General features: G+C 60.2%; 22 protein-coding genes. 16 read left to right on the top strand and 6 right to left on the bottom strand.

Annotated elements, in window-relative coordinates; genetic code table 11:
- Positions 1–18: 18 nt before the first annotated feature.
- The 6 genes from ACTJJ6_RS09510 (at position 19) to uspE (ending at position 5,544) form a co-directional block, all read left to right on the top strand.
- Positions 19–1,185 carry an SIS domain-containing protein gene (locus tag ACTJJ6_RS09510; RefSeq protein WP_048795609.1) on the top strand — a complete coding sequence of 389 codons (1,167 nt, stop codon included), beginning with the start codon at positions 19–21 and terminating at the stop codon, positions 1,183–1,185.
- 9 nt (positions 1,186–1,194) lie between these two features.
- Positions 1,195–2,049, top strand: coding sequence for a tagatose bisphosphate family class II aldolase (locus ACTJJ6_RS09505; protein ID WP_016927594.1), 855 nt, complete (start codon positions 1,195–1,197; stop codon positions 2,047–2,049).
- A gap of 305 nt (positions 2,050–2,354) precedes the next feature.
- Complete coding sequence (locus ACTJJ6_RS09500) at positions 2,355–2,666, top strand: hypothetical protein (protein ID WP_337055287.1); 312 nt, start codon at positions 2,355–2,357, stop codon at positions 2,664–2,666.
- 219 nt (positions 2,667–2,885) lie between these two features.
- Positions 2,886–3,410, top strand: a complete 525-nt coding sequence (gene ogt / locus ACTJJ6_RS09495; protein ID WP_004938274.1) for a methylated-DNA--[protein]-cysteine S-methyltransferase — start codon at positions 2,886–2,888, stop codon at positions 3,408–3,410.
- Positions 3,411–3,690: 280 nt separating this feature from the next.
- Positions 3,691–4,455, top strand: a complete 765-nt coding sequence (locus tag ACTJJ6_RS09490) for an FNR family transcription factor (RefSeq protein ID WP_004938278.1) — start codon at positions 3,691–3,693, stop codon at positions 4,453–4,455.
- A 126-nt stretch (positions 4,456–4,581) separates the two neighbouring features.
- Positions 4,582–5,544, top strand: a complete 963-nt coding sequence (uspE, locus tag ACTJJ6_RS09485; RefSeq protein ID WP_004938281.1) for a universal stress protein UspE — start codon at positions 4,582–4,584, stop codon at positions 5,542–5,544.
- 55 nt (positions 5,545–5,599) lie between these two features.
- On the opposite strand, the gene pntB is transcribed toward uspE, so the two are convergent.
- Together pntB and pntA are read right to left on the bottom strand one after the other, a co-directional pair.
- On the bottom strand, positions 5,600–6,994 hold the full coding sequence (gene pntB / locus ACTJJ6_RS09480) for a Re/Si-specific NAD(P)(+) transhydrogenase subunit beta (protein ID WP_004938285.1): 1,395 nt from the start codon (positions 6,992–6,994) through the stop codon (positions 5,600–5,602).
- A gap of 10 nt (positions 6,995–7,004) precedes the next feature.
- On the bottom strand, positions 7,005–8,534 hold the full coding sequence (gene pntA / locus ACTJJ6_RS09475; protein ID WP_049299365.1) for a Re/Si-specific NAD(P)(+) transhydrogenase subunit alpha: 1,530 nt from the start codon (positions 8,532–8,534) through the stop codon (positions 7,005–7,007).
- Between the two features lie 537 nt (positions 8,535–9,071).
- On the opposite strand from pntA, the gene ydgH reads away from it, so the two are divergent.
- The 3 genes from ydgH to ACTJJ6_RS09460 all read left to right on the top strand — a co-directional run bounded on the left by ydgH (position 9,072) and on the right by ACTJJ6_RS09460 (position 12,359).
- Positions 9,072–10,022 (top strand): DUF1471 family protein YdgH, encoded by a 951-nt coding sequence (gene ydgH / locus ACTJJ6_RS09470; RefSeq protein ID WP_004938291.1) that lies wholly within the window; start codon positions 9,072–9,074, stop codon positions 10,020–10,022.
- A gap of 244 nt (positions 10,023–10,266) precedes the next feature.
- Positions 10,267–11,658: an amino acid permease gene (locus tag ACTJJ6_RS09465; RefSeq protein WP_049299367.1), complete on the top strand. Its 1,392-nt coding sequence runs from the start codon at positions 10,267–10,269 to the stop codon at positions 11,656–11,658.
- A 215-nt stretch (positions 11,659–11,873) separates the two neighbouring features.
- Positions 11,874–12,359 (top strand): hypothetical protein, encoded by a 486-nt coding sequence (locus ACTJJ6_RS09460; RefSeq protein ID WP_033640179.1) that lies wholly within the window; start codon positions 11,874–11,876, stop codon positions 12,357–12,359.
- Between the two features lie 168 nt (positions 12,360–12,527).
- Here the strand turns inward: ACTJJ6_RS09460 and ACTJJ6_RS09455 are convergent, their stop codons facing one another.
- Positions 12,528–12,938 (bottom strand): hypothetical protein, encoded by a 411-nt coding sequence (locus ACTJJ6_RS09455; protein WP_004938301.1) that lies wholly within the window; start codon positions 12,936–12,938, stop codon positions 12,528–12,530.
- 184 nt (positions 12,939–13,122) lie between these two features.
- Between ACTJJ6_RS09455 and folM the strand changes: the two genes are divergently transcribed.
- From folM to ACTJJ6_RS09435, 4 genes are all read left to right on the top strand, one after another.
- A complete protein-coding gene (gene folM / locus ACTJJ6_RS09450; protein WP_016927586.1) occupies positions 13,123–13,845 on the top strand; it encodes a dihydromonapterin reductase in 723 nt (240 codons plus the stop codon).
- A gap of 75 nt (positions 13,846–13,920) precedes the next feature.
- Positions 13,921–14,646, top strand: coding sequence for a two-component system response regulator RstA (rstA, locus tag ACTJJ6_RS09445; RefSeq protein WP_004938307.1), 726 nt, complete (start codon positions 13,921–13,923; stop codon positions 14,644–14,646).
- Positions 14,643–15,947 (top strand): two-component system sensor histidine kinase RstB, encoded by a 1,305-nt coding sequence (rstB, locus tag ACTJJ6_RS09440; protein WP_033640178.1) that lies wholly within the window; start codon positions 14,643–14,645, stop codon positions 15,945–15,947. The genes rstA and rstB overlap by 4 nt, the downstream gene beginning before the upstream one ends.
- A gap of 34 nt (positions 15,948–15,981) precedes the next feature.
- Positions 15,982–17,481, top strand: a complete 1,500-nt coding sequence (locus tag ACTJJ6_RS09435) for a carboxypeptidase M32 (RefSeq protein ID WP_440802443.1) — start codon at positions 15,982–15,984, stop codon at positions 17,479–17,481.
- 168 nt (positions 17,482–17,649) lie between these two features.
- Here ACTJJ6_RS09435 and ACTJJ6_RS09430 read toward each other — a convergent pair whose 3' ends face one another.
- Positions 17,650–18,555: an alpha/beta fold hydrolase gene (locus ACTJJ6_RS09430; RefSeq protein ID WP_049299368.1), complete on the bottom strand. Its 906-nt coding sequence runs from the start codon at positions 18,553–18,555 to the stop codon at positions 17,650–17,652.
- A gap of 184 nt (positions 18,556–18,739) precedes the next feature.
- Here ACTJJ6_RS09430 and asr point away from each other — a divergent pair, with 184 nt between their 5' ends.
- Positions 18,740–19,015: an acid resistance repetitive basic protein Asr gene (gene asr / locus ACTJJ6_RS09425; RefSeq protein WP_028127450.1), complete on the top strand. Its 276-nt coding sequence runs from the start codon at positions 18,740–18,742 to the stop codon at positions 19,013–19,015.
- Positions 19,016–19,309: 294 nt separating this feature from the next.
- Positions 19,310–20,122: a trypsin-like serine peptidase gene (locus tag ACTJJ6_RS09420; RefSeq protein ID WP_016927580.1), complete on the top strand. Its 813-nt coding sequence runs from the start codon at positions 19,310–19,312 to the stop codon at positions 20,120–20,122.
- Between the two features lie 38 nt (positions 20,123–20,160).
- On the opposite strand, the gene ACTJJ6_RS09415 is transcribed toward ACTJJ6_RS09420, so the two are convergent.
- Positions 20,161–20,937, bottom strand: coding sequence for an AraC family transcriptional regulator (locus tag ACTJJ6_RS09415; protein ID WP_016927579.1), 777 nt, complete (start codon positions 20,935–20,937; stop codon positions 20,161–20,163).
- Positions 20,938–21,038: 101 nt separating this feature from the next.
- Here ACTJJ6_RS09415 and ACTJJ6_RS09410 point away from each other — a divergent pair, with 101 nt between their 5' ends.
- The gene (locus ACTJJ6_RS09410) at positions 21,039–22,196 is read left to right on the top strand and encodes an MFS transporter (RefSeq protein WP_164052336.1); all 1,158 of its coding nucleotides are present in this window, start codon (positions 21,039–21,041) and stop codon (positions 22,194–22,196) included.
- Here the strand turns inward: ACTJJ6_RS09410 and hrpA are convergent.
- Positions 22,174–26,061 carry an ATP-dependent RNA helicase HrpA gene (gene hrpA, locus ACTJJ6_RS09405; RefSeq protein WP_075205894.1) on the bottom strand — a complete coding sequence of 1,296 codons (3,888 nt, stop codon included), beginning with the start codon at positions 26,059–26,061 and terminating at the stop codon, positions 22,174–22,176. The genes ACTJJ6_RS09410 and hrpA overlap by 23 nt on opposite strands.
- Between the last annotated feature and the right edge of the window lie 120 nt (positions 26,062–26,181).

The raw sequence follows: 26,181 nt of genomic DNA, 5'->3' as shown, positions 1-26,181 counted from the left end.
TTTTAAGGAGCTGTCATCATGAACGCGTATTTCTCTTACGAGGCGAATTGGCTGAAGCAGCGCAACGCCTGGCATACCGCCGCAGAAATTTGGCAACAGCCGGATTTGTGGGCGGCGCTGCACCGCCAACTGCAGGATCAACAGGCGCAGTGGCAACCGTTCCTGGCGCCGTTGCTGGCTAATCCGCGCCTGCAAATCGTCTTGTGCGGCGCCGGCAGCTCGGCATTTGCCGGCCGCGCCCTGGCCCCCTGGCTGCGCGAACGCACCGGCCGCGACGTGGTGGCTTACGGCACCACCGATATCGTCGCCAACCCGCTGCAGTATCTTGACCCTGATCGGCCGACGCTGCTGGTTTCCTTCGCCCGTTCGGGCAACAGCCCGGAAAGCGTGGCGACGGTGGAGCTGGCCGATCAATTGCTGCCGGAAAGCTATCATCTGATGCTGGTGTGCAACCCGGACAGCCGGCTGGCGCAGTACGCGCATCAGCGTGGCAACGTCTGTTCGCTGGTGATGCCGCAAGGCGCCAACGATCAGAGCTTCGCCATGACCTCCAGCTTCAGCTGCATGATGCTGAGCGCCGCGCTGCTGCTCGGCCCGGCTTCGCTCGAGGCCGCCCAGGCGCCGTTGAACGCCATGGTGCAGCGCTGCCGCGCACTGCGCGAAACGCTGCAGCCGCAGGTGAAGGCGCTGGCCGCCAGCGGTTTCCGCCGCTATATCACCCTCGGCGGCAGCTGTTTTACCGGCCTCGCCGAAGAGGCCTCGCTCAAGATGCTGGAGTTGACCGCCGGCCGCATCGTTACGCGCTACGACTCGCCGCTCGGCCTGCGCCATGGCCCGAAATTCATGGTCGACGGCCAGACGTTGGTGGTGCTGATGTTCTCCCACAACGACTATGCCCGCCAGTATGACCGCGATCTGTGGAACGAGCTGCAGCGCGATGGGCAGGCGATGCAGCTGGTCGGGTTGACCGGCGAACGCCAACCTCTGTCCGATGCCCTGCTGCATATGCACGACGCGGCTGACGATATCTGGCTGCTGTTCCCGTATCTGCTGTTCAGCCAGATGCTGGCCTTCGAGAGTTCGCTGGCGCTGGGGCTGACCCCGGATAACCCCTGCCCGACCGGCGAGGTCAACCGGGTGGTGAAAGGCGTGACGATTTACCGTTTTCCTTCCCCCGAGCTGTAAGGAGATCCCATGTATCTGATAGCCAACCGAGACATGCTGCTCAAGGCGCAGCGCCAGGGTTACGCCGTTCCGGCGTTTAACGTCCACAATCTGGAAACCGTGCAGGTGGTGGCGGAGACCGCCGCCGAGCTGCGCTCGCCGGTGATCATGGCCGGCACGCCCGGCACCTTCAGCTATGCCGGCACCGACTACCTGATCGGCATTTGCCAATCGGCCGCGCACCGCTACGATCTGCCGCTGGCGCTGCATCTGGATCATCACGAAGCGCTGGACGACATCGAGTATAAGGTGAAAAGCGGCATCCGCTCGGTGATGATCGACGGCTCCCATTTGCCGTTCGAGCAGAATATCGCCAAGGTGGCCGCCGCAGTAGTCCTGTGCCACCGCTACGGCGCCAGCGTGGAGGCGGAGCTGGGCCGCCTGGGCGGGCAAGAAGACGATCTGATCGTCGATACGGCGGACAGCTTTTATACCGATCCGGCCGCGGCACGCGAGTTTGTCGCCGCCACCGGCATCGATTCGCTGGCGGTGGCGATCGGTTCCGCCCACGGCCTGTATCACGGCGAACCGAAGTTGGACTTCGAGCGCCTGGCGCTGATCCGCGAACAGGTGGACGTGCCGTTGGTGCTGCACGGCGCCTCCGGCATTCCGGAAGCGATGGTCAAGCGCGCGATCTCGCTCGGCGTTTGCAAGGTCAACGTCGCCACCGAATTGAAAATCGCCTTCGCCGATGCGGTAAAAAGCTACTTTTCGCAGCACCCGGACGCCAACGATCCGCGCAAGTACATCGTCCCCGGCAAGCTGGCGATGAAAGAAGTGGTGGCGGAAAAGATCCGCATCTGCGGCAGCAGCGGCATGCTGTAACCCCGCTCTCGCCCCCGTTGCTGCGGCCGCGCAACGGGGGCGAAAACGGCCGCCATTGCCCGAATTTCCTGAGAGAACGATCACAGCCTGCTATCCCGCCCGCGCCTCAAATCATTAACCAGTCTTCACTATGATCCAAATCATGGTTTTACTCATCCTACCTCCCTATTATCAAATTCATTGAATGCTGGCAGTAGGATTTTTGCCCATTCGTTTTTATTTCGCCAGGCGAAATGGCTTATTTGATGAAAACAAGCGCGCTTGTTTTTTAATTGGCAGTGTTTTTACTCTGAAAGGAACAGCATATGAACCATTACTTAGCCGTATTAAGCGCATTGGTCATTCTGCCCTTCGCTCTGCAAGCAAAACCGCTTTCCGGCAGTCAGGTCGCCTCCGGCGTCGTGCGCTTCACCGGCGCCATTACCACGCCGGCCTGCACCGTCAAACATCAGGATGAAAAGCTTATCTCCAGCTGCTTCGGTAAAGTGACGGAATATCAGAACGGGTATATATCCTCTTCGTTAACAGAGATGCCAAAAGAATTAGTTTCTGCCGTCAGCAGTGAGATGGTGAATAACGCCCCCCATTTAAAGCGCGTGACTATCAGCTATAAGTAACCGCAAAGCGGCACTGCCTGCTTAAATAACAAGCAAGGTACGACTCGTCTTGATGAATTATAAATTTATTTTATAAATTTATCGCACAATAACTCCCCGCCTTACCGTAAGCCGGCTATTCGGGCAACCCTGCGGTTGCCCATCAGCATGTCCGAAATCCGCCATCGTCTCCCTCCGTTTCATGCGATAATCGCCACACTAAACCGAGGAGTGATCCAGATGCAGACTTTTTTGATTGATCGTACCGCTACGCCGGTGGGTGAACTGGTGCTGATTGCCGATGAACAGGGGCGCCTGCGGGCGATCGACTGGACCGATCACGAAGCGCGCCTGATGAAGCTGCTGAACACCCACTACCGCGCCGATCGCTTCACTCTGCGCGAGCAGCGCGATCCCAGCGGGCTGACCGACGCCATGCAACGCTATTTCGCCGGGGAACTGAGCATTATCGATCGGTTGCCGGTGATGACCGCCGGCACCGAGTTCCAGCGCACCGTGTGGCAACAGCTGCGCCAAATCCCCTGCGGCGAGATCCTGACCTACGGCCAGCTGGCGCAACGTATCGGCCGTCCGACCGCCTCGCGCGCGGTCGGCATGGCCAACGGTTCAAATCCGATCAGCATCGTGGTGCCCTGTCACCGGGTGATCGGTTCGCAGGGCGCGCTGACCGGCTATGCCGGCGGCGTACAGCGCAAGCAATGGCTGCTGCAGCATGAAGGCTACCTGCCGAAAAGTTTGCTGTAGCCGCTGCGATCGGCTTAAGCAGCGCCATTGTTTGGCGCTGCTTAATAAAGCACATTGCTCAACGCCGCGCTCGTGCCCGCTGGGCACTATTAATAACCTGTGTGAATAAAACGCATAAGTCACAAATAATACTCATAACTTCAGTCCGATACAGAATAATCGGCGGCATGTGTGCGCAAAATTCGCACACAATACCCCTATTCATGCTAATGCCACCCTTATCAGCTGCAGCAAAAGATGTTAAAATTGACTCATATCAATTATTGAATGAGCGTAATCTATGATCCCGGAAAAACGCGTGATTCGTCGTATCCAGTCTGGTGGTTGTGCGATCCATTGCCAGGACTGCAGCATCAGCCAGCTGTGCATTCCTTTCACCCTCAATGCTCACGAGCTGGACCAGCTCGACAACATTATCGAGAGGAAGAAGCCCATCCAGAAAGGCCAGACCTTGTTCAAGGCCGGCGACGAGCTGAAATCGCTGTACGCGATCCGTTCCGGGACCATTAAAAGCTACACCATCACCGAGCAAGGCGATGAGCAGATCACCGGCTTCCACCTGGCGGGCGACCTGGTGGGCTTCGACGCCATCGGTGGCCTGAAGCACCCGAGCTTCGCTCAGGCTCTGGAAACCTCGATGGTGTGCGAGATCCCGTTCGAGACCCTCGACGATCTGTCCGGCAAAATGCCGAACCTGCGTCAGCAGATCATGCGGTTGATGAGCGGCGAGATCAAAGGCGACCAGGACATGATCCTGCTGCTGTCGAAGAAAAACGCCGAAGAGCGCCTGGCGGCGTTCGTTTACAACCTGTCGCGCCGCTTTGCGGAGCGCGGCTTCTCACCGCGCGAGTTCCGTTTGACCATGACCCGCGGCGACATCGGCAACTACCTTGGGCTGACGGTGGAAACCATCAGCCGCCTGCTGGGGCGCTTCCAGAAAAGCGAAATCCTCAGCGTGAAAGGCAAATACATCACCATTGAAAACGCCGACGCGCTGTCGGTGCTGGCCGGTACGCCGCGCATCAACGTGACCGTCAACGCCTGATTCCCCCGCCGGATCACCATTTCACCGAAATTGTTGATCCGGCACGCTTCCGTTGTTGTTCTGTTTTTCAATGTTGGGTTACTCTGTAAATTAACAGACTGTTGATTTCAGCTGTAAGGAGGCCCTATGGCGAAGTATCAGAATCTTCTGGTGGCTATTGACCCCAATCAGGACGATCAGCCGGCATTGCGCCGCGCCGTGTACCTGGTAAAACGGAACGGCGGGCGCATCAAGGCCTTCCTGCCCATCTATGACTTCTCTTACGAAATGACGACCCTGCTCTCCCCGGATGAAAGAACGGCGATGCGGCAAGGTGTGATCAGCCAACGCGCCGCCTGGATCAACGAGCAGTGCCGCTTCTATCTCAACGACGGCGTGCCGATCGAAATCAAAGTGGTTTGGCATAACCGCCCCTTCGAAGCCATCATTCAGGAAGTGCTTTCCGGCCAACATGACCTGCTGCTGAAAATGGCGCACCAACACGATCGGTTAGAGTCGGTGATCTTTACCCCCACCGACTGGCACCTGCTGCGCAAATGCCCTTGCCCGGTGTGGATGGTGAAAGACCAGCCCTGGCCGGAAGGCGGCAAGGCGCTGGTGGCGGTCAACCTGGCCAGCGAGGAACCCTATCACGACCCGCTCAATATCAAACTGGTGCAAGAAACCGTCGAACTGGCGCAAAACGTCAACCAGACCGAGGTTCACCTGGTCGGCGCCTATCCCGTTACCCCGATCAACATCGCCATCGAATTGCCCGACTTCGACCCGAGCGTCTACAACGACGCCATTCGCGGCCAGCATCTGATCGCCATGAAGGCGCTGCGGCAGAAATTCTGCATTAAGGAAGAGTTCACCCACGTGGAAAAAGGCCTGCCGGAAGAGGTCATCCCCGATCTGGCCGAACATCTGCAGGCCGGCGTGGTGGTGCTGGGCACCCTGGGCCGCACCGGCATTTCAGCCGCCTTTATCGGCAACACCGCGGAACATGTGATCGATCATCTGAAATGCGACCTGCTGGTGATTAAACCGGAAAATTTCAACTGCCCGATCGAGGCGGATGAAGATGACGAGCATGACGACGAAGATTAACCTTCGCGCATAAAAAACGGGCCGCTAAGCGGCCCGTTTTTTTGGTTGCCCAATTTTACTTCTGCAGCGCCCGCAGAATCGCCTCCACGCTGTCTTTGGCGTCGCCGAACAGCATCTGGGTATTCTCCTTGAAGAACAGCGGGTTCTGCACGCCGGCGTAGCCGGTGTTCATCGAGCGTTTGAACGCGATTACGTTCTGCGCTTTCCACACTTCCAATACCGGCATGCCGGCGATCGGGCTGCGCGGATCTTCCAGCGCCGCCGGGTTCACCGTGTCGTTGGCGCCGATCACCAGCACGGTGTCGGTATCCGGGAAATCGTCGTTGATTTCATCCATCTCCAGCACCACGTCGTACGGCACCTTCGCCTCCGCCAGCAGCACGTTCATGTGGCCCGGCAAGCGCCCCGCGACCGGGTGAATGCCGAAACGCACCTTCACGCCGCGCGCCCGCAGTTTTTCGGTGATTTCCGCCACCGGATACTGCGCCTGCGCCACCGCCATGCCGTAGCCAGGGGTGATGATCACCGACGTGGAGTTCTTCAGCTGCTCGGCCACCTCTTCCGCCGTGGTTTCACGGTATTCGCCCATCTCTTCGGCGTCACCGGTGGAAGAACCGTCGCTGCCGAAACCGCCGGCGATCACGCTGATAAACGAACGGTTCATCGCCTTGCACATGATGTAAGACAGTATCGCCCCCGAAGAGCCCACCAGCGCGCCGGTGACGATCAGCAGATCGTTGCTCAGCATGAAGCCCGCCGCGGCGGCCGCCCACCCCGAGTAAGAGTTGAGCATCGACACCACCACCGGCATGTCGGCGCCGCCGATCGAGGCGACCAGATGCCAGCCGAACGCCAGCGCGATCGCCGTCATCAGCAGCAGCGCTATCACCTGCCAGCCCACGCTGTCGGTGCGCACGAACGCCACCAGCAACAGGAACGAGATCACCAACGCCGCCAGGTTCAGCTTGTGGCGATTCGGTAGCATCAGCGGTTTGGAAGAAATGATGCCGCGCAGCTTGCCGAAAGCGACGATCGACCCGGTGAAGGTCACGGCGCCGATAAAGATGCCGAGGAACACTTCGGTCAGATGGATATTCGCCATCACCGGCTCCATCGGCGCGCCGTGATCCAGGTAGCTGTTGAAGCCGACCAGCACCGCCGCCAGGCCAACGAAACTGTGCAGCACCGCCACCAGCTCCGGCATTTCGGTCATCTCGACCTTCTTGGCCAGATAGACGCCGATCGAGCCGCCGATGATCATGGCGATGATGATCCAGCCGACGTTGCCGGAATCCGGCCCCAAGATGGTGGCGATCAGCGCGATCGCCATGCCGGCGACGCCGAACAGGTTGCCCTGCTTCGACGTTTCATGACGCGACAGGCCCGCCAGGCTGAAAATAAACAAAATAGCGGCAACAATGTATGCAGCTGTAACCAATCCTCCAGACATTTGTTACCCCTTAGTTCTTGCGGAACATCTTCAGCATGCGCTGAGTGACGGTGAACCCACCGAAAATATTGATGCTGGCGATCAGCACGGCGATAAAGGAGAGGAAACTCACCCAGCCGCCGTGGCCAATTTGCAGCAGCGCACCGACCACGATAATCCCTGAGATCGCGTTGGTAACCGACATCAGCGGGGTATGCAGCGCGTGGCTGACGTTCCAGACCACGTAGTAACCGACCACGCAGGCCAGCGCGAACACGGTAAAGTGCGACAGGAACTCTTTCGGCGCCGCGTCCGCCAGCCAGCCGAACAGCAGGATCGCTAGGGCCATCAGGCCATACTTCAGCCCCGGCGAGGTCGGTTTGGCTTCGGGTTTGGCGGCCGGTGCGGCGGCGGGCGCCGCTTTCGGTTGGGCCGAGACCTGGATCGGCGGCGCCGGCCAGGTGATTTCACCGCTGCGCACCACGGTAACGCCGCGGATCACCGTATCGTCGAAATCGATGTCAATCTCACCGTTTTTCTCTTTCGACAGCAGCTTCAGCAGGTTGACCAGGTTGGTGCCGTACAGCTGCGAAGATTGGGTCGGCAAGCGGCTCGGCAGATCGGTATAGCCGATGATTTTCACGCCGTTGTCGGTCACGGTAATGGTGTCGGCCACGGTCAGTTCGCAGTTGCCGCCGGTTTGCGCCGCCAAATCGACGATCACGCTGCCCGGCTTCATCGACGCCACCATCTCTTTGGTGATCAGCTTCGGCGCCGGTTTACCCGGGATCAGCGCGGTGGTGACGATGATGTCAACCTCCGCCGCCTGCGCGGCGAACAGCGCCATCTCGGCCTTGATAAAGGCTTCGGACATCACTTTGGCGTAACCGTCGCCGCTGCCCGCTTCCTCTTCAAAATCCAGCTCGAGGAATTCCGCGCCCATGCTCTGCACCTGCTCTTTCACCTCCGGGCGGGTGTCGAAGGCGCGCACGATGGCGCCGAGGCTGCCCGCAGCGCCGATCGCCGCCAGGCCGGCCACGCCGGCGCCGATGATCATCACTTTGGCCGGCGGCACTTTGCCGGCGGCGGTGATCTGGCCGGTGAAGAAGCGGCCGAACTCATGCGCCGCTTCGACGATCGCGCGGTAGCCGGCGATGTTGGCCATCGAGCTCAGCGCGTCCATCGACTGGGCGCGCGAGATGCGCGGCACCGAGTCCATCGCCAGCGCGGTGACGTTGCGCGCCGCCAGCTTGGCCATCAATTCAGGGTTTTGCGCCGGCCAGATAAAGCTGACCAACGTGCTGCCTTCGCGCATCAAGGCGATCTCGTCGTCTTGCGGCGCGTTGACTTTCAGGATCAGATCCGACTGCCACACTTCGTTTTCGTCGACCAGCGCCGCGCCGGCGGCTTCGTAGGCGACGTCCTCAAAACTGGCCAGTTTGCCCGCCCCGCGTTCAATCGCGACGGTAAAACCCAGCTTCAGCAGTTGTTCCACCGTTTTCGGCGTGGCTGCGACCCGGGCTTCATTGGCCAACCGCTCTCTTGGTACACCAATACGCATAATGTTCCCTTCTCACCTGTCTTGGATGATGTTTATTATTTTCCTGCCCATAGCACGGCGCCGCCGGCGGGCGAAGCGTTAACTTGCCCGCACTGATTTCAGACGCCAACTATAACCTACTGAAAATAAGGTCGATGATCCATAATTGCTTACGCATTCAGCTCTGTTTTTACATAAAAACGCCGCGCGTGATATGACAAATCGCAATTTACTGTGAAAAAATCCATACAGAACAGCGTATTCTGCGTGGCAAGAGGTTTACGCCCGGCGTAACGAATTATGGCCATGCGCGGCGGAAAAGCATAAAAGTTATCATTTTGTGAATAATTAACATTAATGACACCCAAGCCGTTATTATGGAAACTTATGACGGTGGCGCCATCCGTGCGACCCGCGTCACCGTCACCGATTTGTCGCACGGGATAACATAAAATGCTGAGACAGTTTTCAGAATTACATGTAATAATCGACGGCTGAATTACACTTAAACAGTTCAGTACGTTATAAACGTTAATGCGCTAGGCGAAAGGATTTTTTATGAAGCTGAAGACCACGATCATCGCGTCAGCCTTGTTATCACTCACCGCGCTGTCTGCTCATGCGGCGCAAGAGTTAACTCCTGAGAAAGCAGCGGCGCTGAAGCCGTTTGATCGCATCACGATTACCGGCCGCTTCAATGCCATCAATGAAGCCGTCGACGCCGTATCCCGCCGTGCAGACAAACTGGGTGCCGATTCCTTCTATATCCAGGACAGCAACAACAGCAACAACGGCGGCAACTGGCGCGTCACCGCAGACCTTTATCATAAAGATGCGCCAGAAGTGAGCAAAACACCAAAATACCGCGTATTTAACGGCGTGAATGAACTGCCTAAAGAGGAAGCCTACCTGCTGGAGCCTTATGATACCGTGAGCGTCAGCGGCTTCTACCGCAGCCAGCCGGACATCAACGACGCCATCTCCAAAGAAGCGAAGAAAAAAGGCGCTGCATCCTTCTTCATCGTGCGCCAGGTTGACGCCAACTCCGGCGGCAACCAGTTCGTCACCGCCTATATCTATAAGGCCGATGCGCCGAAACGCCGCGTGCAGAGCCCGGACGCCATTCCGGCCGATTCTGACGCCGGCCGCGCCGCGCTGGCCGCAGGCGGCGCCGCAGCCGCGAAGGTCGAAATCCCTGGCGTCGCATCTTCCGGTTCGCCAAGCCGCGAAGTGGGCCGTTTCTTCGAAACCCAGTCCTCTACCGGCCAACGCTATACCGTCACGCTGCCTAACGGCACCAAGATCCAGGAAGTGAACAACGTGACCGCCGCGCAGATGGTGCCGTTCGATTCCGTCACCTTCACCGGCCACTTCAACAGCATGACCGATGTCTCCACCGAAGTGGCGAAACGCGCGGCTGAGAAAGGCGCCAAGTACTACCACGTCACCCGCCAGTGGCAGAACAAGAGCGGCGGCAACCTGACCGTCAGCGCCGATCTGTTCAAATAAAACCCGTTTTTAGGTTTACCATAGGGCAGCCCTTGAGCTGCCCGTTTTTATTGCCGCTTTTTCCATCGCGCGTTGAATAGTTTTTTGTAAATTCCGCATATTCAATCATTGCATCTCTAATCATCCCTCCGTAGAATTTGCGCCAATTTTTAGGGCTATTGTCTATTCGCGCAGTGGTTGTTAATACATTGTTGCAGCCAAGCAGTTCCCTTCCAGTTGTTTATTCTGCGTTCAGGATCCGTCATTGGAAAAAAAACTCGGTCTTACCGCGCTAACCGCTTTGGTGCTCAGCTCGATGCTGGGCGCCGGCGTGTTCAGTCTGCCGCAAAACATGGCGCAGGTCGCCAGCCCCGCCGCGCTGCTGCTGGGTTGGGGGATCACCGGCGTCGGCATTCTGTTCTTAGCATTCGCCATGCTGTTGCTTACGCGTTTGCGTCCGGATCTGGACGGTGGCATCTTCACCTACGCCAAAGAAGGATTCGGCGAACTGGTGGGCTTCTGCTCCGCCTGGGGTTACTGGCTGTGCGCCGTGATCGCCAACGTCTCGTATCTGGTGATCGTGTTCGCGGCGCTGAGCATTTTCACCGATCGCGGCGGCAACGTTATCCTCGGTGACGGCAATACCTGGCAGGCGCTGATCGCCGAATCCGCCCTGCTGTGGATCGTGCACGCGCTGGTGCTGCGCGGCGTGCAAACCGCCGCCAGCATCAATCTGGCGGCCACCCTCGCCAAGCTGTTGCCGCTGGGAATGTTCGCCGTTCTGGCGGCGATCGCCTTTAAAATGGACGTGTTCACACTGGATTTCAACGGCGTCGCCCTCGGCAAACCGGTGTGGGAACAGGTCAAGGACACCATGCTGATCACCCTATGGGTATTTATCGGCGTGGAGGGCGCGGTGGTGGTTTCCGCTCGCGCTCGCAATAAGAAAGACGTGGGCCGCGCCACTATGCTGGCGGTGCTGTCGGCGCTGGCGGTGTATCTGATGGTCACGCTGCTGTCGCTGGGCGTGGTGCCGCGCAGCGAACTGGCCGAGATGCGCAATCCGTCGATGGCGGTGCTGATGGTAGAACTGATCGGCCCGTGGGGAGACGTGCTCATCGCCGCCGGCCTGATCGTTTCCGTGTGCGGCGCCTACCTGAGCTGGACCATCATGGCGGCGGAAGTGCCGCTGCTGGCCGCGCAGCACGGCGCGTTTCCGCGCGTGTTCGGCAAGCAGAACCGCCATCACGCCCCGTCCTCTTCGCTGTGGCTGACCAACATCGCGGTGCAGCTGGCGCTGGTGCTTATCTGGCTGACCGGCAGCAACTACAACTCGCTGTTGACCATCGCGTCAGAGATGATCCTGGTGCCTTACTTCCTGGTCGGCGCGTTTCTGTTCAAGGTGGCTTACCGCCGTCGCGACAAGCGCCTGATCTTCGCCGCCTCCGGCGCCTGCGTCTATGGCCTGTGGCTGCTGTATGCTTCCGGGCTGATGCACCTACTGATGTCGGTGCTGCTGTATGCGCCAGGGCTGTTGGTGTTCATGTATGCCCGCCGCGGCCATCGGGATATCAATCTGCTCAATCGCCTGGAAAAAAGCAGCATCTTCTTGCTGCTGGTGGCCACGCTGCCTGCCGGCTGGTTTATGTTGCACTAAAATCGCCTGCCCATGCGGCTGCCCGTCAGCCGCATTTCGTTTCCTCGCCCTTCCTCTTACCCCGCTCCCCGTTATTGATTCGTCAGAGGCTCCGCTTGCGATCTTAAATGCAATTAATTATCATTATCATCCAAGCATTAACGGTAAGACACAAGTGCCCCCGCTGAGAGGCGTCAGGAGGCGGGTTTGGACAGGCTGAAAATGGAAGGCATTTCATGGCTGAAAAACTGCTGCACGCATTACCCTTGTTTGCCGCTTGGGAAGCACTGATCGCCAAGGGCAACACGGCATTCAATCAGCGGCGCGATCGCCTGGCGATGATGCACTATCAGCAGGCGCTGGGCGTCGCTCAGGCGATCATCGCCGAGAAACCCTGGCTGAATGTGGAATATGCCGCCAGAGTTAACGCACTGAATATTTTCGAGTCTGCCCTGGCCGCGTTGATCGTTACATTCAACAACATTACCCATCTGCGCCTGCGGCAAACGCCCCTCCGCGGCGTTGAGCCGCATGTGCATCAGGCTCGGCTCGCCATCGAACAGGTGATGGACGATACCTCGCTGTGCGAACAAATGCAGCAGGCCGCCGAGCGGCACCTGCTGCGCTTTCGAATAGAAACGCTGCAGGTGCTGCGCGAACATCGGCTGCCGGAAACCGGCATCTGCGCGCCTGCTGGCAACCATTCCGCCACCGTGCATTAAAAACGGCACAACGCCCTGAGGAGGGTAATCCGCCAATGAATGAATTGAATGATGGGATGAAGGTTAGACGCTGACCGTGACGCGGCGCGAAATTTCACATTCATGGTTAGGCCATCGCGGTAAGTCAATTGCCTAACCATGAACGGGCGGCCGGGTCGATACACCCGGTCAGCTTTTAGGGGGAATGGTGATGGTCATGCGCTCACCCACCAGGGCGATCGCAATGCCTTCCTCGCACTCTTTTTGAATGGCCGCCAGCTGTTGCGCTTCCAGCGCATAGGGCAACTGAATATCAAACACCGTCAGGCCCTGCTGCTGCGCCAGGTCAATCAGGCGCACGATATTGGTTTCATCGCTGACCTGCGTCGACACCACTTGCAGCGCCAGCTCTTTCAACTGCTCTTTGCGCGTTTGTGACGTGGTCACGCGCGATTTCAACACCATGCCGAAGATCGGCATCACACCATAAATAGCATCAACAAAGCGCCAGTGCTTCCTGCACGATGCGGACAGAAAATCCATATAGTCAAAACAGATTTTCTCACTGCGCGCGATGGATGCAAGGTGATTGCTGTTCATCCCCTCATTCCTCTCATGGCCAGTGTTAACCCGTGGTCTTTCAAGCCGCCGCCGGGCGGCAACCTGAAACGCATTGGGGATCTTACATCCAGAAATGGATAATCATGCGAAGCTTTAACGACTTTCCGCCGTATGATGGCATAATTCCCCTATTGTTTGCCAGTCTGTCCAGGAGCTTTAATCAATGGAACACCCCAACTCTGCCCCGGTGCTGATTACCGGCGGCGCGCGGCGCATCGGGCTGGCGCTCGCCAGAGCGTTTCTCCAGCGCGGCGTTCCCGTCATCATTGCCTATCGCAGCGAATATCCGGCGATGACCGAGTTGAAAGCCTTGGGCGCCAGTTGCATTCAGGGCGATTTTTCCACGCACGAAGGCATCTACCGTTTCGCCGACCAGGTGCGGCAGGTGGCGCCCAAATTGCGCGCAGTGATCCACAACGCCAGCGCCTGGCAGGCCGAGTCGGCGGAAGTGCCGCCGGAGCAAGTGATGGCGGCGATGCTGCAAATTCACGTCTATACGCCCTATTTGCTCAACCAACTGCTCGAATCTTGCCTGACCGGCCAGGGCCAGGCAGGCGCGGACATTATCCATCTGACCGACTACGTGGTGGAAAAAGGCAGCGACAAACATATCGCCTACGCCGCCAGCAAGGCCGCGCTGGACAATATGACCCGCTCGTTCGCCCGCAAGCTGGCGCCGGAGGTGAAGGTCAACGCCATCGCGCCGGCGCTGATCATCTTCAATCCGGGCGACGATGAAGCCTACCGCCAACAAGCGCTGGCGAAATCGCTGATGAAGGTCGCGCCGGGCGAGAGCGAAGTGGTCAATCTGGTGAACTACCTGCTGGAGAGCCGTTACGTGACCGGCCGCACCCACGGCGTCGACGGCGGGCGGCCGCTGCGCTGAGGCAAAGATCCGCATGGCGCTTCGCTGTGGGCCGCGCTATGCTGAAATCCGCTTTTCTTATTAAAACACGGGCATATGCATAAAATTGTTTTTGTGGAAGACGATCCTGAAGTCGGCAAACTGATCGCCGCCTATCTGGGCAAACACGACATCGAGGTGCTGATCGAACCGCGCGGCGACAGCGCGCAAGCGCGCATCGAGCGCGAGCAACCCGATTTAGTGCTGCTGGACATCATGCTGCCCGGCAAAGACGGCATGACGCTGTGCCGCGATCTGCGCCCTACCTTCCCCGGCCCGATCGTGCTGCTCACCTCGCTCGACAGCGACATGAACCATATTCTGTCGCTGGAGATGGGCGCCAACGACTATATCCTGAAAACCACGCCGCCGGCGGTGTTGCTGGCCCGCCTGCGTTTGCACCTGCGCCAACACAGCCAGCAGCCGAAAGAAGAGTCGGTTCAGCCGCTCACCCAGCATAACGCGCTGCATTTTGGGCTATTGTGCATCGATCCGGTCAACCGGCAGGTCACGCTGGGCGAAGAAACGATCACCCTGTCCACCTCGGATTTCGATTTGTTGTGGGAACTGGCGACCCACGCCGGGCAGATCATGGATCGCGAGGCGTTGCTGCAAAACCTGCGCGGCGTGAGCTACGACGGTATGGATCGCAGTATCGACGTGGCGATCTCCCGCCTGCGCCGCAAGCTGTACGACAACGCGCTGGAGCCGTTCCGCATCAAGACCGTGCGCAATAAAGGTTATCTGTTCGCCCCTAATGCCTGGGCATCGGTGCAACAATGAGAAAACTTTTCGTCCAGTTCTTCCTGTTGCTGTTCGTCTGTTTTCTGGTGATGGCGATGCTGGTTGGCCTGGTGTACAAGGTGACCGCCGAGCGCGCCGGCCGCCAGTCGATGGACGATCTGATGAAAAGTTCGCTGTACCTGATGCGCAGCGAGCTGCGCGAAATCCCGCTGAAGGACTGGAACAAGACCATCGCCACGCTGGATCTCAACCTGTCGTTCAAACTGCATATCGAACCGCTCGGCAAACAGGAGCTGAGCGAGGATCTGAAAAAACGGCTGCGGCTGGGGGAAATCATCGCCCTCGACGATCAGTACACCTTTATGCAGCGCATTCCGCGCAGCCACTACGTGTTAGTGGTCGGCCCCATTCCTTATCTGTTCTACCTGCACCAGATGCGCCTGCTGGATCTGGTATTGCTGGTGTTTATCGGCATGTCGCTGGCGCTGCCGGTGTTTCTGTGGATGCGGCCGCACTGGCAAGACCTGCTCAAATTGGAAAACGCCGCCCAGCGGCTCGGCGCCGGGCATCTGGATGAGCGCACCCACTTCGATCCCACCTCCAGCCTGAGCCGGCTCGGCGTGGCGTTCAACCAGATGGCCGACAGCGTCAACACCCTGATCGCCAGCAAGAAACAGCTGATCGACGGCATCGCGCACGAGCTGCGCACGCCGCTGGTGCGCCTGCGTTACCGGCTCGAAATGAGCGATAACCTGTCCGAAAGCGAGCAGCAGGCGTTGAACCGCGATATCGGCCAGCTGGAGTCGCTGATCGACGAGCTGCTGACCTATGCCCGTTTGGATCGCCCGCAGGTTGCGTTAAACATTGAACCCATCGATCTGCCAAAATGGCTCGAGGACAAGGTCGATGATATCCGTCTTATTCATCAGGAACGCGACATCCAGCTCGATATCCCGCACGTCGGCGACTTCGGCGGCGTCGATCTGCGCCTGATGGAGCGCGTGCTCGACAACCTGGTCAACAACGCGCTGCGCTATTCCGAACAGCGTCTGCGCGTCGGCCTGTGGTTTGACGGCGACCTCGCCTGCTTGCAGGTCGAGGATGACGGGCCAGGTATCCCGCCGGAAGAGCGCGAGCGGGTGTTTGAACCTTTCGTCCGTCTCGACCCCAGCCGCGATCGCGCTACCGGCGGCTGCGGGTTGGGCCTGGCCATCGTCCATTCCATCGCCGTCGCCTACCAGGGGCAGGTGTTCGTCGAAGGGAGTTCGCTCGGCGGCGCCAGTTTCCGTTTCTGCTGGCCGGTAAAGCCGACATTCAGTTTAAAAGCCGATCTGGCGTAATGCCGCCAGACCTTCTCATTGGAGCCGAATAATAATGACATCTGCACATTCCAACACGTCTGCTTACGATCACCTGCGCGCCCTGTTCAGCCGGTTGTCGCGTTTCGGCCACCTGTCCGCCATCGCCGGTTGGGACATGCAAACCATGATGCCGCCGGGCGGCAGCAAGGCGCGCTCCGAAGCCCTGGCCGAATTGAGCGTGCTGCAGCACCAGATTTTAACGGCACAAAGCACCGGCGAGCTGTTGGATCGCGCGCAGCAAGAGACGCTGGACGAGATCGACCGCGCCAACCTGCGCGAAATGCGCCGCCAGTATGAAGACGCCGTGCTGCTGCCGGCCTCGCTGGTCGAAGCCAAGTCGCTGGCCGGCGCACGCTGCGAACACGCCTGGCGCGCCCAACGCCCGGCCAACGATTGGGACGGCTTCGCCGAGAATCTGCGCGAGGTGGTCAAGCTCAGTCGGGAAGAGGCGCAGATCCGCGCGCAGGCGGCCGGCACCAGCCGTTACGACGCCCTGCTTAACCTGTATGAACCGGGCATGCGCAGCAGCGATCTCGACCGCATCTTCGGCGATCTGAAAACCTGGCTGCCGGATCTGTTGCAGCGCGTGGTGGCCAAACAGGCTAATGAGCCTTGCCAGGCGCCACAAGGTCCATTCAATGTGGACACCCAGCGTCAGCTGAGCCTGAGCGTGATGAAACTGCTCGGTTTCAACTTCGACAACGGCCGCGTCGACGTCAGCGCCCACCCGTTCTGCGGCGGCGTGCCGGAAGATGTACGCATCACCACGCGTTACAACGAGAAAGAGTTTTTGACCGCGCTGCTCGGCATCGTGCACGAGACCGGCCACGCCCGCTACGAGCAAAACCTGCCGCGCGATCTGCTCGGCCAGCCGATCGCCCTGGCCCGTTCCACCGCTATCCACGAATCGCAAAGCCTGCTGTTCGAAATGCAGCTGGCGCGCGGCAATGAATTCCTGAAAATATTGCGTCCGTTAGTCACCGCACAGTTTGGCGAACAGCCGGCGCTGGAAGAAGCCAACTTCATTCGCCTCAACCAGCGCGTTAAACCGGGCCTGATCCGCGTCGACGCCGATGAGGTGAGCTATCCTGCTCACGTCATCCTGCGCTACGAAATTGAAAAAGCGCTGATCGAAGGCGATATCGAAGTGGAAGACATTCCGGCGCTGTGGAATGAGAAGATGAGTGCTTACCTCGGCCTCGACACCATCGGCAACTACCGCAATGGCTGCATGCAGGATATTCACTGGACCGACGGTGCCTTCGGCTACTTCCCGACTTACACCCTCGGCGCGATGTACGCCGCGCAGCTGTTCCACAGCGTGCGCCAGGCCCTGCCTTCGCTGAGCGAAGATATCGCCGCCGGCAACCTGCAGCCGCTGTTCCACTGGTTGCAGCACAACATCTGGCGCCACGGCAGCCGCTTCCCGACCGAGACGCTGATCGTCAATGCGACCGGCGAAGCGCTCAACCCACGCTACTTCCGCCAGCATTTGGAAAACCGCTACCTGTAATCTCTCCTGGCGCGGCCCCAGCCGCGCCCTTTTTCCGTCTGCATGACCGGATAATGTTTCATAGCGCACGTTCCCTGCTGACAACGCCTTGGCCGCAGAGTGGCGGGTGGCTACTCATCATTAGTATGTTGTAACTAAAATGGCAAAAAACGCCGGCGTCCCGGCTTCTCATCCCAGAGCATGACGGGCGATCATCGCCGCCAGCTGCGGCCTCAACGGCGCAGGCAGGTCATGCCCCATGCCCGGCATAATATGCAATTTGGCGTTGACGACAGCCCGAGCGATCGCCACCCCGCCGGCCTTGCGCACCAGCCGATCGCGATCGCCGTGAATGACCAGCGTCGGCGCGGCTATGCGCCGGCTGTAGCGACGCAGATCGCCGCTGCCGAGCAACGCGGAAAGTTGCCGCTGCACGCCTTCGGGATCCACGCCCCGCTTCAACAGCCGATTCACCAATGCATCCAGTTCCGCCTCCTCCGGCGGGTAAAACCGGGTACCGAGCGCGCGCAGGAAGGCCTTCATTCCCTCGTGGCGCTGCTGCAGCGTCAAATCGGCCGCCGGCCGGCGCGCCAACAGCCACAGCAGCGAAGGCGCCGGCGGTGGCAACAGCGGCTGATTGGTGCTGGAGAACAAGATGCATAGCGAGGCGACGCGCTGCGGGTATTCGGCGGCCAGCACCTGGGCGATCATCCCCCCCATCGAAGCGCCCAGTACGTGAGCCTGCGGGATGCGTAAATGATCGAGCAGATGCGCCGCGTCCGTCGCCATGTCCGCCAGGGTATAAGGCACCGGCGTTTGCCAGCCGAGCTGGGCGCGCAGCATCAGCAGCCACAACGGCTGCGTGCGTTGCGCCTGCGTTTTGCCGGAAAGGCCGACGTCGCGGTTGTCATAACGGATCACCCGAAATCCCTGGGCCACCAGGGCGCGGCAGAAGTCGTCAGGCCACAACAGAAGCTGCGCGCCGATGCCCATGATGAGCAGCAGCGGCGGGTGCGCCTCATCGCCCCAGTCCTCATAGGCCAGCGGCACCTCGCCCTGTTCGGTCACGCCACAACGAATCACTATCTCGTTCATTTTAAATCTCTTTTATCGCGCCTGGCGGTCATTATAGCAGCAATCCCCTCGCCGCCGCCGCCCTGTACATTAGGTTACATGCCGAAACCAATCACTCACGGAAAGCCGGGCGCCGTTTGCCTACTATCATTTCAACGGCCCCGCAGTGGGGTTGATACCCAAAAGTCATGTTGAGGATTCTACGATGAAAAAAGTATTAGCTCTGGTTGTTGCCGCTGCAATGGGTCTGTCTTCCGTGGCTTTCGCTGCCGAGGCTGCCACCACCGCACCTGCGGCTACCGCAACCACCGCCACCGCTGCGCCGGCTAAAGCTCAGGTGAAACACCACGGCAAGAAAGCACCGGTACAGAAAGCGCAGGCGGCCAAGAAGCATCACAAAAAAGCCGCGAAGAAAGCCCCGGCTCAAAAGGCCCAGGCGGCTAAAAAGCACCACAAGAAAGCCAGCCACAAAAAAGCGTAATGACGTGAGGGTCCCCTCACCGCTTCAGGCTTGACGTGTACGACACCCGGTTCGCCGGGTGTTTTTTCATCGGGGGGTTCTCATTGATGCTGCGCCGCTACCTGTTCGAGATCGTTCTGACCGCCCTGATCCTTTGCGGACTGATCGCCGTCTTTTTTTACCTGTAGCCTGCCGCGTTGCCGGCGGGAAATTATTGAAAAATCAATTATTGCCCATCCACATGGCTGCTAAATCAGTCTATAGTTAGCATTCAGTGTGTTTATGGATGATCCGTATTTGTCAGGCAAGAGATCTATGCGCATATCCGTTTTACTGTTGCTGTGCTCACTCCCGCTTATCGCTGCTCAGGCGGCACGCGCCGACGGCCCGTCCAAGGCCGAGCAAACGCGTCTGTTTTTCGGCAAAGATGAACGAATCAAGGTCACGGATACCGCCGCCCAGCCGTGGCAAGCCATCGGCCAGGTCGAAACCGCCAGCGGCAATCTGTGTACCGCCACGCTGATCTCTCCGCACCTGGCGTTGACCGCCGGCCACTGCGTTCTGGCGCCGCCCGGGCAACTGGATAAAGCCATCGCCCTGCGCTTCGTGGCGGGCGATAAATCCTGGCGGTATCAAACCGGCGATATCGAGACCTTGGTCGACAGCAAGCTGGGCAAAAAGCTGAAGCCGGACGGTGATGGCTGGATCGTCCCGCCCGCTGCGGCCGCTTATGACTTTGCGCTGATCCGTCTGAAAGACAAAAAGCCGCTGCCGATCGCCCCGTTGCCGCTGTGGCAAGGCGACAGCAAGGCGTTGACCCAGGCCCTAAAACAGGCCAAGCGGCTGATAACTCAGGCGGGTTACCCGGAAGACCACCTGGATGACCTCTACAGCCACCAAAACTGCAAGGTCACCGGCTGGGCTCAGCAAGGCGTACTGTCGCACCAATGTGATACCCTGCCCGGCGACAGCGGCTCACCGCTGCTGTTGAAAACCGCCGACGGCTGGCAACTGATCGCCATCCAAAGCTCGGCGCCGGCGGCGAAAGATCGCTATCGCGCCGATAACCGCGCCCTGGCGGTGCCCGGCATCCGCGAAGCGCTGGACGCCCTGGCGGCAGGCAAATAATCCTCTCACAACGGCGCATTATGCGCCGTTGTGCTTTTTCAGCCCCCTTGCATATAGCGCCGCGGCGTGGTGCCGGTGAACTGACGGAAAAACGCGATAAACGCACTGTCGCTGGAAAACCCCAACCGCTGCGCCACCGCGCTGACCGACGGCAACGACGCCAGCAGTTCGATCGCGCGCATCAGCCGCCACTGCTGGCACCACTGCTGATAGCTCAGGCCGGTTTCCCGCTGAAACAGCCGCGTCAGCGTTTTGGCGTGCAGGTGCAAGCGCTGCGCCAACGCCGCCAACGCCGGCAACTCGTCGCTCTCCGGCAGCGTCGCCAACCAGGCGGCAAGACGCTTATCCTGCGGCAGCCGCAACTGGGTATTCTCGCGCTGCGCCTCGCCCAACTCATTGATCAGCACCGCCAGCAAATCGCGCGCGTGGGGCTGTGCCAACGCATAGTCCAGCGGCCAGTGCGCGATGCGCTCGACGATCGCCGCCAACAGCGGGTTTACCGCCAGCACCGTTGCCTGTGGCGGCATGGCGGCCGTCAGCGCCGGATCGAAATACAGCGAGCGATACGCGACGCGGCCGCGCAGCTGCACCCGATGCGCAATGCCGCCCGGTATCCAGACGCTGCGCGTCGGCGGCAGAATCAGCCACTGCTGCGCCAACGTGACCGTCATGCACCCCTGCGGCGCATACAGCAGCTGCGAACGCTGATGCCAATGCAGCCCGGAGTCGTGCTCCGCCAGTGCCGCCGCGATGCCGAGAGCCGGTGCCGGCAGCCGATCCGGGTCGAACGGGTGATGCTGTTGAATCAGCGCCATCAGACAGTCCTATACCTGTTGTTTTTTGTCCGGATGATTGTAATCGAACAAAACGCCGCTCCCTATACTGGCCGCCTTAACTTTTAGGGAGAATGTGCATCATGCAACGCTTATCTTTGCCGCTGCTCGTCACCGCCATCATGACGCCGCAGCTCCTGGAAACGCTGTACAGCCCAGCGCTCACCGCCATCCGCAGCGACTTCGGCGTCAGCGCCGCGCAGGCCGGGCAGACGTTATCCATCTATTTCTTCGCCTTCGCCCTCGGCGTCGCCTTTTGGGGAGCCTTCTGCGATCGGTTCGGCCGCCGTCCGGCGATGCTGGCCGGCCTGGCGCTCTATCTGGTCGGCGCCGGCCTCGCGCTGCTGAGCGGCAGTTTCACGCTGTTGCTGGCCGCCCGTGCGCTGATCGCCTTCGGCGCCGCGGTCGGCTCAATCGTCACGCAAACCATGCTGCGTGATGTCTATCAAGGCCCGGCGCTGGGGCGCATGTTCGCGCTGGTCGGCATCGCGCTCTCCATCAGTCCGCTGCTGGGGATGTTCGCCGGCGGCGCGCTGGTCGCCTGGGGCGGCAGCGCGGCGATTTTCACCGCGCAGGCGGCCTGGGCGCTGGCGCTGCTGCTGTGGAGCTACGGCACATTGCCGGAAACGCGACGGCGGCAAACCGCAACGGCCGCCGCGCCGGGCATTGCCCTGACGGCAATACTGCGCGATCGGCACATCTGGTGCTCGGCGCTGCTGGTCGCCAGCTTCAATATCATGGTGTTCAGCTACTTCAGCCTGGCGCCGTTCATGTTCGAAAGGCTGGGGTTGAACAGCCAACAATTTGGCTACTCGGGCGTGATGCTGGCTTTGGGCAGCCTGGCGGGGGCGCTGTTGAACCGCCACCTGCTGGCGCGCGGCGTCAGCGCCAAACATCAGATCCTGCTGGGCGGTTTGCTGGCGGTGGCCAGCGGCGTGGCATTGTTCTGGTGGCAACACAGCCTGTGGATGCTGCTCCCCTGTGCGCTGGTGATGCTGGCGTTCGGGTTGGCTATCCCGAATGTGCTGAGCCAGGCGCTGAGTCGCTACCGGCAGCAACTCGGCACCGCCGGCGCGTTATTCGGGCTGCTGTACTATCTGTTGATCGCCCTGGGGCTGACGATCGCGGCGCGCGGGCAGGATTTGGCCGCCACGCTGCTGCTGTGCGGCCTGTTGAGCCTGTGGTGCGCCGGCCGCTTGCCGGCCGGTGCGCCCGAGCTTAACCCGAAAGCTGCTCGATAGTTTGCAAAATGCGCTTGTCGGAAATCGGGTAAGGCGTGCCCAACTGCTGCGCGAACAGGCTGACGCGCAGCTCTTCGATCATCCAGCGCACCGCCTTCACTTCTTCCTCCTGCTGTCGCTTCGGCGGCAGCTTGTTCAACCACTGCTGCCACGCCTGCTGCACCTGCTCCACCCGCAACATCTGCGCGCGGTCGCGGTGCGGATCGATAGCCAATTTTTCCAATCGGCGCTCGATCGCCTGCAGGTAACGCAGCGTATCCGGCAGGCGTTTCCACCCGTTGCCGGTCACGAAGCCGCGGTAGACCAGCCCGCCGAGCTGGGTCTTGATGTCCGACAGCGCCAGCGCCAACGACATGTCCACCCGGCCCTTCAGCCGTTTGTTGATGTTGAAGACCGCCGTCAGGATCTGTTCAACCTGCTTGGCCACCTCGACGACCGTGTCGTTCAGCTCGGCGCGGATCTGTTCCTGCAGGCGCGCAAAGCCTTCTTCTTGCCAGACCGGGCCGCCGTGTTCGGCGATCAGCTTGTCGATGCCGCACGAAATGCAGTCGTCGATCAGCTCCAGCACCTTGCCGTACGGGTTGAAATAGAGCCCCAGCTTGGCCTTGTTCGGCAACTTTTCATGCAGGTATTTGATCGGCGAAGGAATATTCAGCAACAGCAGGCGGCGCGTACCCTGCCACATCGCCTGTTGCTGCTCGATTTCGCTGTCGAACAGGCGGATCGCCACGCTGTCCTTTTCATCCACCAGCGCCGGGTACGCCTTCATCGAATAGCCGCCGCGCTTCTGCTCGTAAAACGCCGGCAGTTGGCCAAAGCTCCAGACATGCAGATTGCTCTGCTCCAGCCCGTCGTCGGCCACCGCCGACAGCGTCTCCTGCACCTTCTCTTTCAGCTGCAGGCGCAACGCGGCCAGGTCTTTGCCTTCGCGCAGCGTCTGGTTTTTCTCTCCCACCACGCGGAAAGTCATCTTCAGGTGATCGGGCACCTGATCCCACTGCCAGTCATCACGTGACACGGTCACACCAGTCATGCGCCGCAGCTCGCGCTCCAGCGCGTCCAGCAGCGGCAATTCCAGCGCCGTTACGCGGCCCAGGAACGCCTCGGCGTAGTTCGGCGCCGGCACGAAGTTGCGACGCACCGGTTTCGGCAGCGACTTGATCAGCGCAATCACCAGCTCACGGCGGATGCCGGGGATTTGCCACTCGAAGCCCTGCTCCTCCACCTGATTGAGGATCGGCAGCGGAATATGCACCGTCACGCCGTCGGCGTCGGTGCCCGGTTCGAACTGATAGCTCAGCCGCAGCTTGAGATTGCCCTGATGCCAGAAGTTCGGGTAGTCGAGCGCGCTGATCTTGTTGGCGCCGTCTTTGATCAGCATCTCTTTTTCGAAGTTCAGCAGATCCGGCTGCTGTTTGGCCGCGTTCTTCCACCAGCTGTCGAAATGACGGCCGGACACCACGTCGTTGGGGATCCGGCGATCGTAGAAGCCGAACAGCGTTTCGTCGTCCACCAGAATATCGCGGCGGCGCGATTTATGTTCCAGCTCTTCCACTTCGGCGCGCAGCTTTTGGTTGTCGCGGAAGAAGGCGTGGCGCGTCTGCCAGTCCCCCTCCACCAGCGCATGGCGGATAAACAGCTCGCGGCACAGCAATGGATCGATGGCGCCGTAATTGACCTGGCGCGCCGCGACGATCGGCAAACCGAACAGCGTGACCTTTTCGCTGGCCATCACCGCCCCCTGCGACTTCGACCAGTGCGGCTCGCTGTAGCTGTGTTTCACCAGATGCTGAGCCAGCGGCTCGATCCATTCCGGTTCGATGCGCGCGGCGATGCGCCCCCACAGGCGGCTGGTTTCCACCAGTTCGGCCACCATGGTCCACTTCGGCGGCTTCTTGAACAGGCCGGAGCCGGGGAAGATCGAGAAGCGGGCGTTGCGCGCGCCGGTGTATTCCTGCTTGTCCGCATCCTTCTGGCCGATGTGCGACAACAGGCCGGTCAGCAGCGCGGTGTGCACGCTGCGGTAGTCGGAAGGCGTGCTGTTGATCGGCAACCCCAGCTCTTTCACCACCTGGCGCAGCTGGGTGTAGATATCCTGCCACTCGCGCACCCGCAGGTAGTTGAGAAAATCGTTGCGGCACAGCCGGCGGAACTGGCTGGAGGAGTTCGCCTTTTGCTGCTCCTGCAGATAATCCCACAGGTTGACGAACGCCAGGAAATCCGAGTCTTTGTCGGCGAAGCGGCGGTGTTTTTCGTCCGAGGCCTGCTGCTTGTCCATCGGGCGCTCACGCGGATCCTGAATCGACAGCGCGGCGGTGATGATCATCACCTCGCGCACGCTGCCGCTCTTCTGCGCTTCCAGCACCATGCGCGCCAGACGCGGGTCGATCGGCAACTGCGCCAGTTGGCGGCCTTGCGGCGTCAGCTGATAGTGGCCGTTGTCGGCGGTGGCGATCGCCCCCAGCTCTTCCAGCAGGCGCACGCCATCCTGAATGTTGCGTTTATCCGGCGCTTCGACGAACGGAAACGCGGCGATGTCGCCCAGCCCCAGCGAGGTCATCTGCAGAATGACCGACGCCAGGTTGGTGCGCAGAATTTCCGGATCGGTAAACGCCGGCCGCGACAGGAAATCCTGTTCGGAGTACAGACGAATGCACACCCCTTCCGACACGCGGCCGCAACGCCCTTTACGCTGGTTGGCGGAGGCCTGCGACACCGGCTCGATCGGCAGGCGCTGCACCTTGGTGCGGAAGCTGTAGCGGCTGATGCGCGCGGTGCCCGGATCGATGACGTATTTGATGCCCGGCACCGTCAGCGAGGTTTCCGCCACGTTGGTGGCCAGCACGATACGGCGGCCGTGGTGCGACTGGAACACCCGATTCTGCTCGCTGTTCGACAGGCGCGCATACAGCGGCAGCACTTCGGTGTGCGGCAGATTGAGGCGGTTCAGGGCGTCGGCGGTGTCGCGGATCTCGCGCTCGCCGCTCATGAAGATCAGAATGTCGCCCGGCCCTTCGCGTCCAAGCTCGTCCACCGCATCGAAAATCGCCTGCAGCTGGTCGCGATCGGTATCGTCGCCGTCGTCGACCACCGGACGGTAACGCACCTCCACCGGGTAAGTGCGTCCGGAAACCTCGATGATCGGCGCATTGTTGAAGTGGCGCGAGAAGCGCTGCGGATCGATAGTCGCCGAGGTGATGATCACCTTGAGATCCGGGCGCTTCGGCAACAGTTCGCGCAGGTAGCCGAGAATAAAGTCGATGTTGAGGCTGCGCTCGTGCGCTTCATCGATGATCAGCGTGTCGTACTGCATCAGCAGGCGATCCTGCTGAATCTCCGCCAGCAAGATACCGTCGGTCATCAGCTTGACCAGGGTGTTTTCCCCCACCTGATCGTTGAAGCGCACCTTGTAGCCCACGCTGCCGCCGAGCGGGGTTTCCAGCTCGTCGGCGATGCGGTTGGCGACGGTGCGCGCCGCCAGGCGGCGCGGCTGGGTATGGCCGATCAGCCCTTTCACGCCACGCCCCAGCTCCAGACAGATCTTCGGCAACTGGGTGGTTTTCCCCGAACCGGTCTCCCCGGCAACGATCACCACCTGGTGATCGCGGACAGCGTTTAAAATGTCCTGCTTTTTCTGGCTGACCGGCAGGCTTTCCGGATAGGTAATGCGCGGGCAAGACGCGGCGCGCGCCTGCACTTTTTGCCGCGCCGCCGCGATGTCGCTTTCCACTTCGGCGGCGACCGCCAGCTGGGCATCGGGATTTTTGATTTTTCGTGCGCCCTGCAGGCGACGACGCAGGCGTTGTTGATCGCGGAGCATCAGCTCGCCCAGTTGGGCCGGCAGTGCCTCGAGCGGAGATTTCACGTTCGGTGTTCCTTGTTTCATCGTGGCCAAGACCAGGCTTGGCAACGGTTTAATGTTTTTTTAGCGATTTTTTTGCTTTAGCCGCACAGCCTATCACAAACGGCTTTTCCTCCCTACTTT

Source organism: Serratia sp. 22278, assembly GCF_052045405.1.
Lineage (GTDB): Bacteria > Pseudomonadota > Gammaproteobacteria > Enterobacterales > Enterobacteriaceae > Serratia > Serratia marcescens.
Note: the sequence above shows the minus strand (reverse complement) of the source record. Positions and strands in the feature narration are given on the sequence as shown.

What these genes read in the sequence shown, in the direction of transcription:
- ACTJJ6_RS09510 (WP_048795609.1), top strand. Translation starts at nt 19, where the DNA reads ATGAACGCGTATTTCTCTTACGAGGCGAATTGGCTGAAGCAGCGCAAC.
- ACTJJ6_RS09505 (WP_016927594.1), top strand. Translation starts at nt 1,195, where the DNA reads ATGTATCTGATAGCCAACCGAGACATGCTGCTCAAGGCGCAGCGCCAG.
- ACTJJ6_RS09500 (WP_337055287.1), top strand. Translation starts at nt 2,355, where the DNA reads ATGAACCATTACTTAGCCGTATTAAGCGCATTGGTCATTCTGCCCTTC.
- ogt (WP_004938274.1), top strand. Translation starts at nt 2,886, where the DNA reads ATGCAGACTTTTTTGATTGATCGTACCGCTACGCCGGTGGGTGAACTG.
- ACTJJ6_RS09490 (WP_004938278.1), top strand. Translation starts at nt 3,691, where the DNA reads ATGATCCCGGAAAAACGCGTGATTCGTCGTATCCAGTCTGGTGGTTGT.
- uspE (WP_004938281.1), top strand. Translation starts at nt 4,582, where the DNA reads ATGGCGAAGTATCAGAATCTTCTGGTGGCTATTGACCCCAATCAGGAC.
- pntB (WP_004938285.1), bottom strand. Translation starts at nt 6,994, where the DNA reads ATGTCTGGAGGATTGGTTACAGCTGCATACATTGTTGCCGCTATTTTG.
- pntA (WP_049299365.1), bottom strand. Translation starts at nt 8,534, where the DNA reads ATGCGTATTGGTGTACCAAGAGAGCGGTTGGCCAATGAAGCCCGGGTC.
- ydgH (WP_004938291.1), top strand. Translation starts at nt 9,072, where the DNA reads ATGAAGCTGAAGACCACGATCATCGCGTCAGCCTTGTTATCACTCACC.
- ACTJJ6_RS09460 (WP_033640179.1), top strand. Translation starts at nt 11,874, where the DNA reads ATGGCTGAAAAACTGCTGCACGCATTACCCTTGTTTGCCGCTTGGGAA.
- ACTJJ6_RS09455 (WP_004938301.1), bottom strand. Translation starts at nt 12,938, where the DNA reads ATGAACAGCAATCACCTTGCATCCATCGCGCGCAGTGAGAAAATCTGT.
- folM (WP_016927586.1), top strand. Translation starts at nt 13,123, where the DNA reads ATGGAACACCCCAACTCTGCCCCGGTGCTGATTACCGGCGGCGCGCGG.
- rstA (WP_004938307.1), top strand. Translation starts at nt 13,921, where the DNA reads ATGCATAAAATTGTTTTTGTGGAAGACGATCCTGAAGTCGGCAAACTG.
- rstB (WP_033640178.1), top strand. Translation starts at nt 14,643, where the DNA reads ATGAGAAAACTTTTCGTCCAGTTCTTCCTGTTGCTGTTCGTCTGTTTT.
- ACTJJ6_RS09435 (WP_440802443.1), top strand. Translation starts at nt 15,982, where the DNA reads ATGACATCTGCACATTCCAACACGTCTGCTTACGATCACCTGCGCGCC.
- ACTJJ6_RS09430 (WP_049299368.1), bottom strand. Translation starts at nt 18,555, where the DNA reads ATGAACGAGATAGTGATTCGTTGTGGCGTGACCGAACAGGGCGAGGTG.
- asr (WP_028127450.1), top strand. Translation starts at nt 18,740, where the DNA reads ATGAAAAAAGTATTAGCTCTGGTTGTTGCCGCTGCAATGGGTCTGTCT.
- ACTJJ6_RS09420 (WP_016927580.1), top strand. Translation starts at nt 19,310, where the DNA reads ATGCGCATATCCGTTTTACTGTTGCTGTGCTCACTCCCGCTTATCGCT.
- ACTJJ6_RS09415 (WP_016927579.1), bottom strand. Translation starts at nt 20,937, where the DNA reads ATGGCGCTGATTCAACAGCATCACCCGTTCGACCCGGATCGGCTGCCG.
- ACTJJ6_RS09410 (WP_164052336.1), top strand. Translation starts at nt 21,039, where the DNA reads ATGCAACGCTTATCTTTGCCGCTGCTCGTCACCGCCATCATGACGCCG.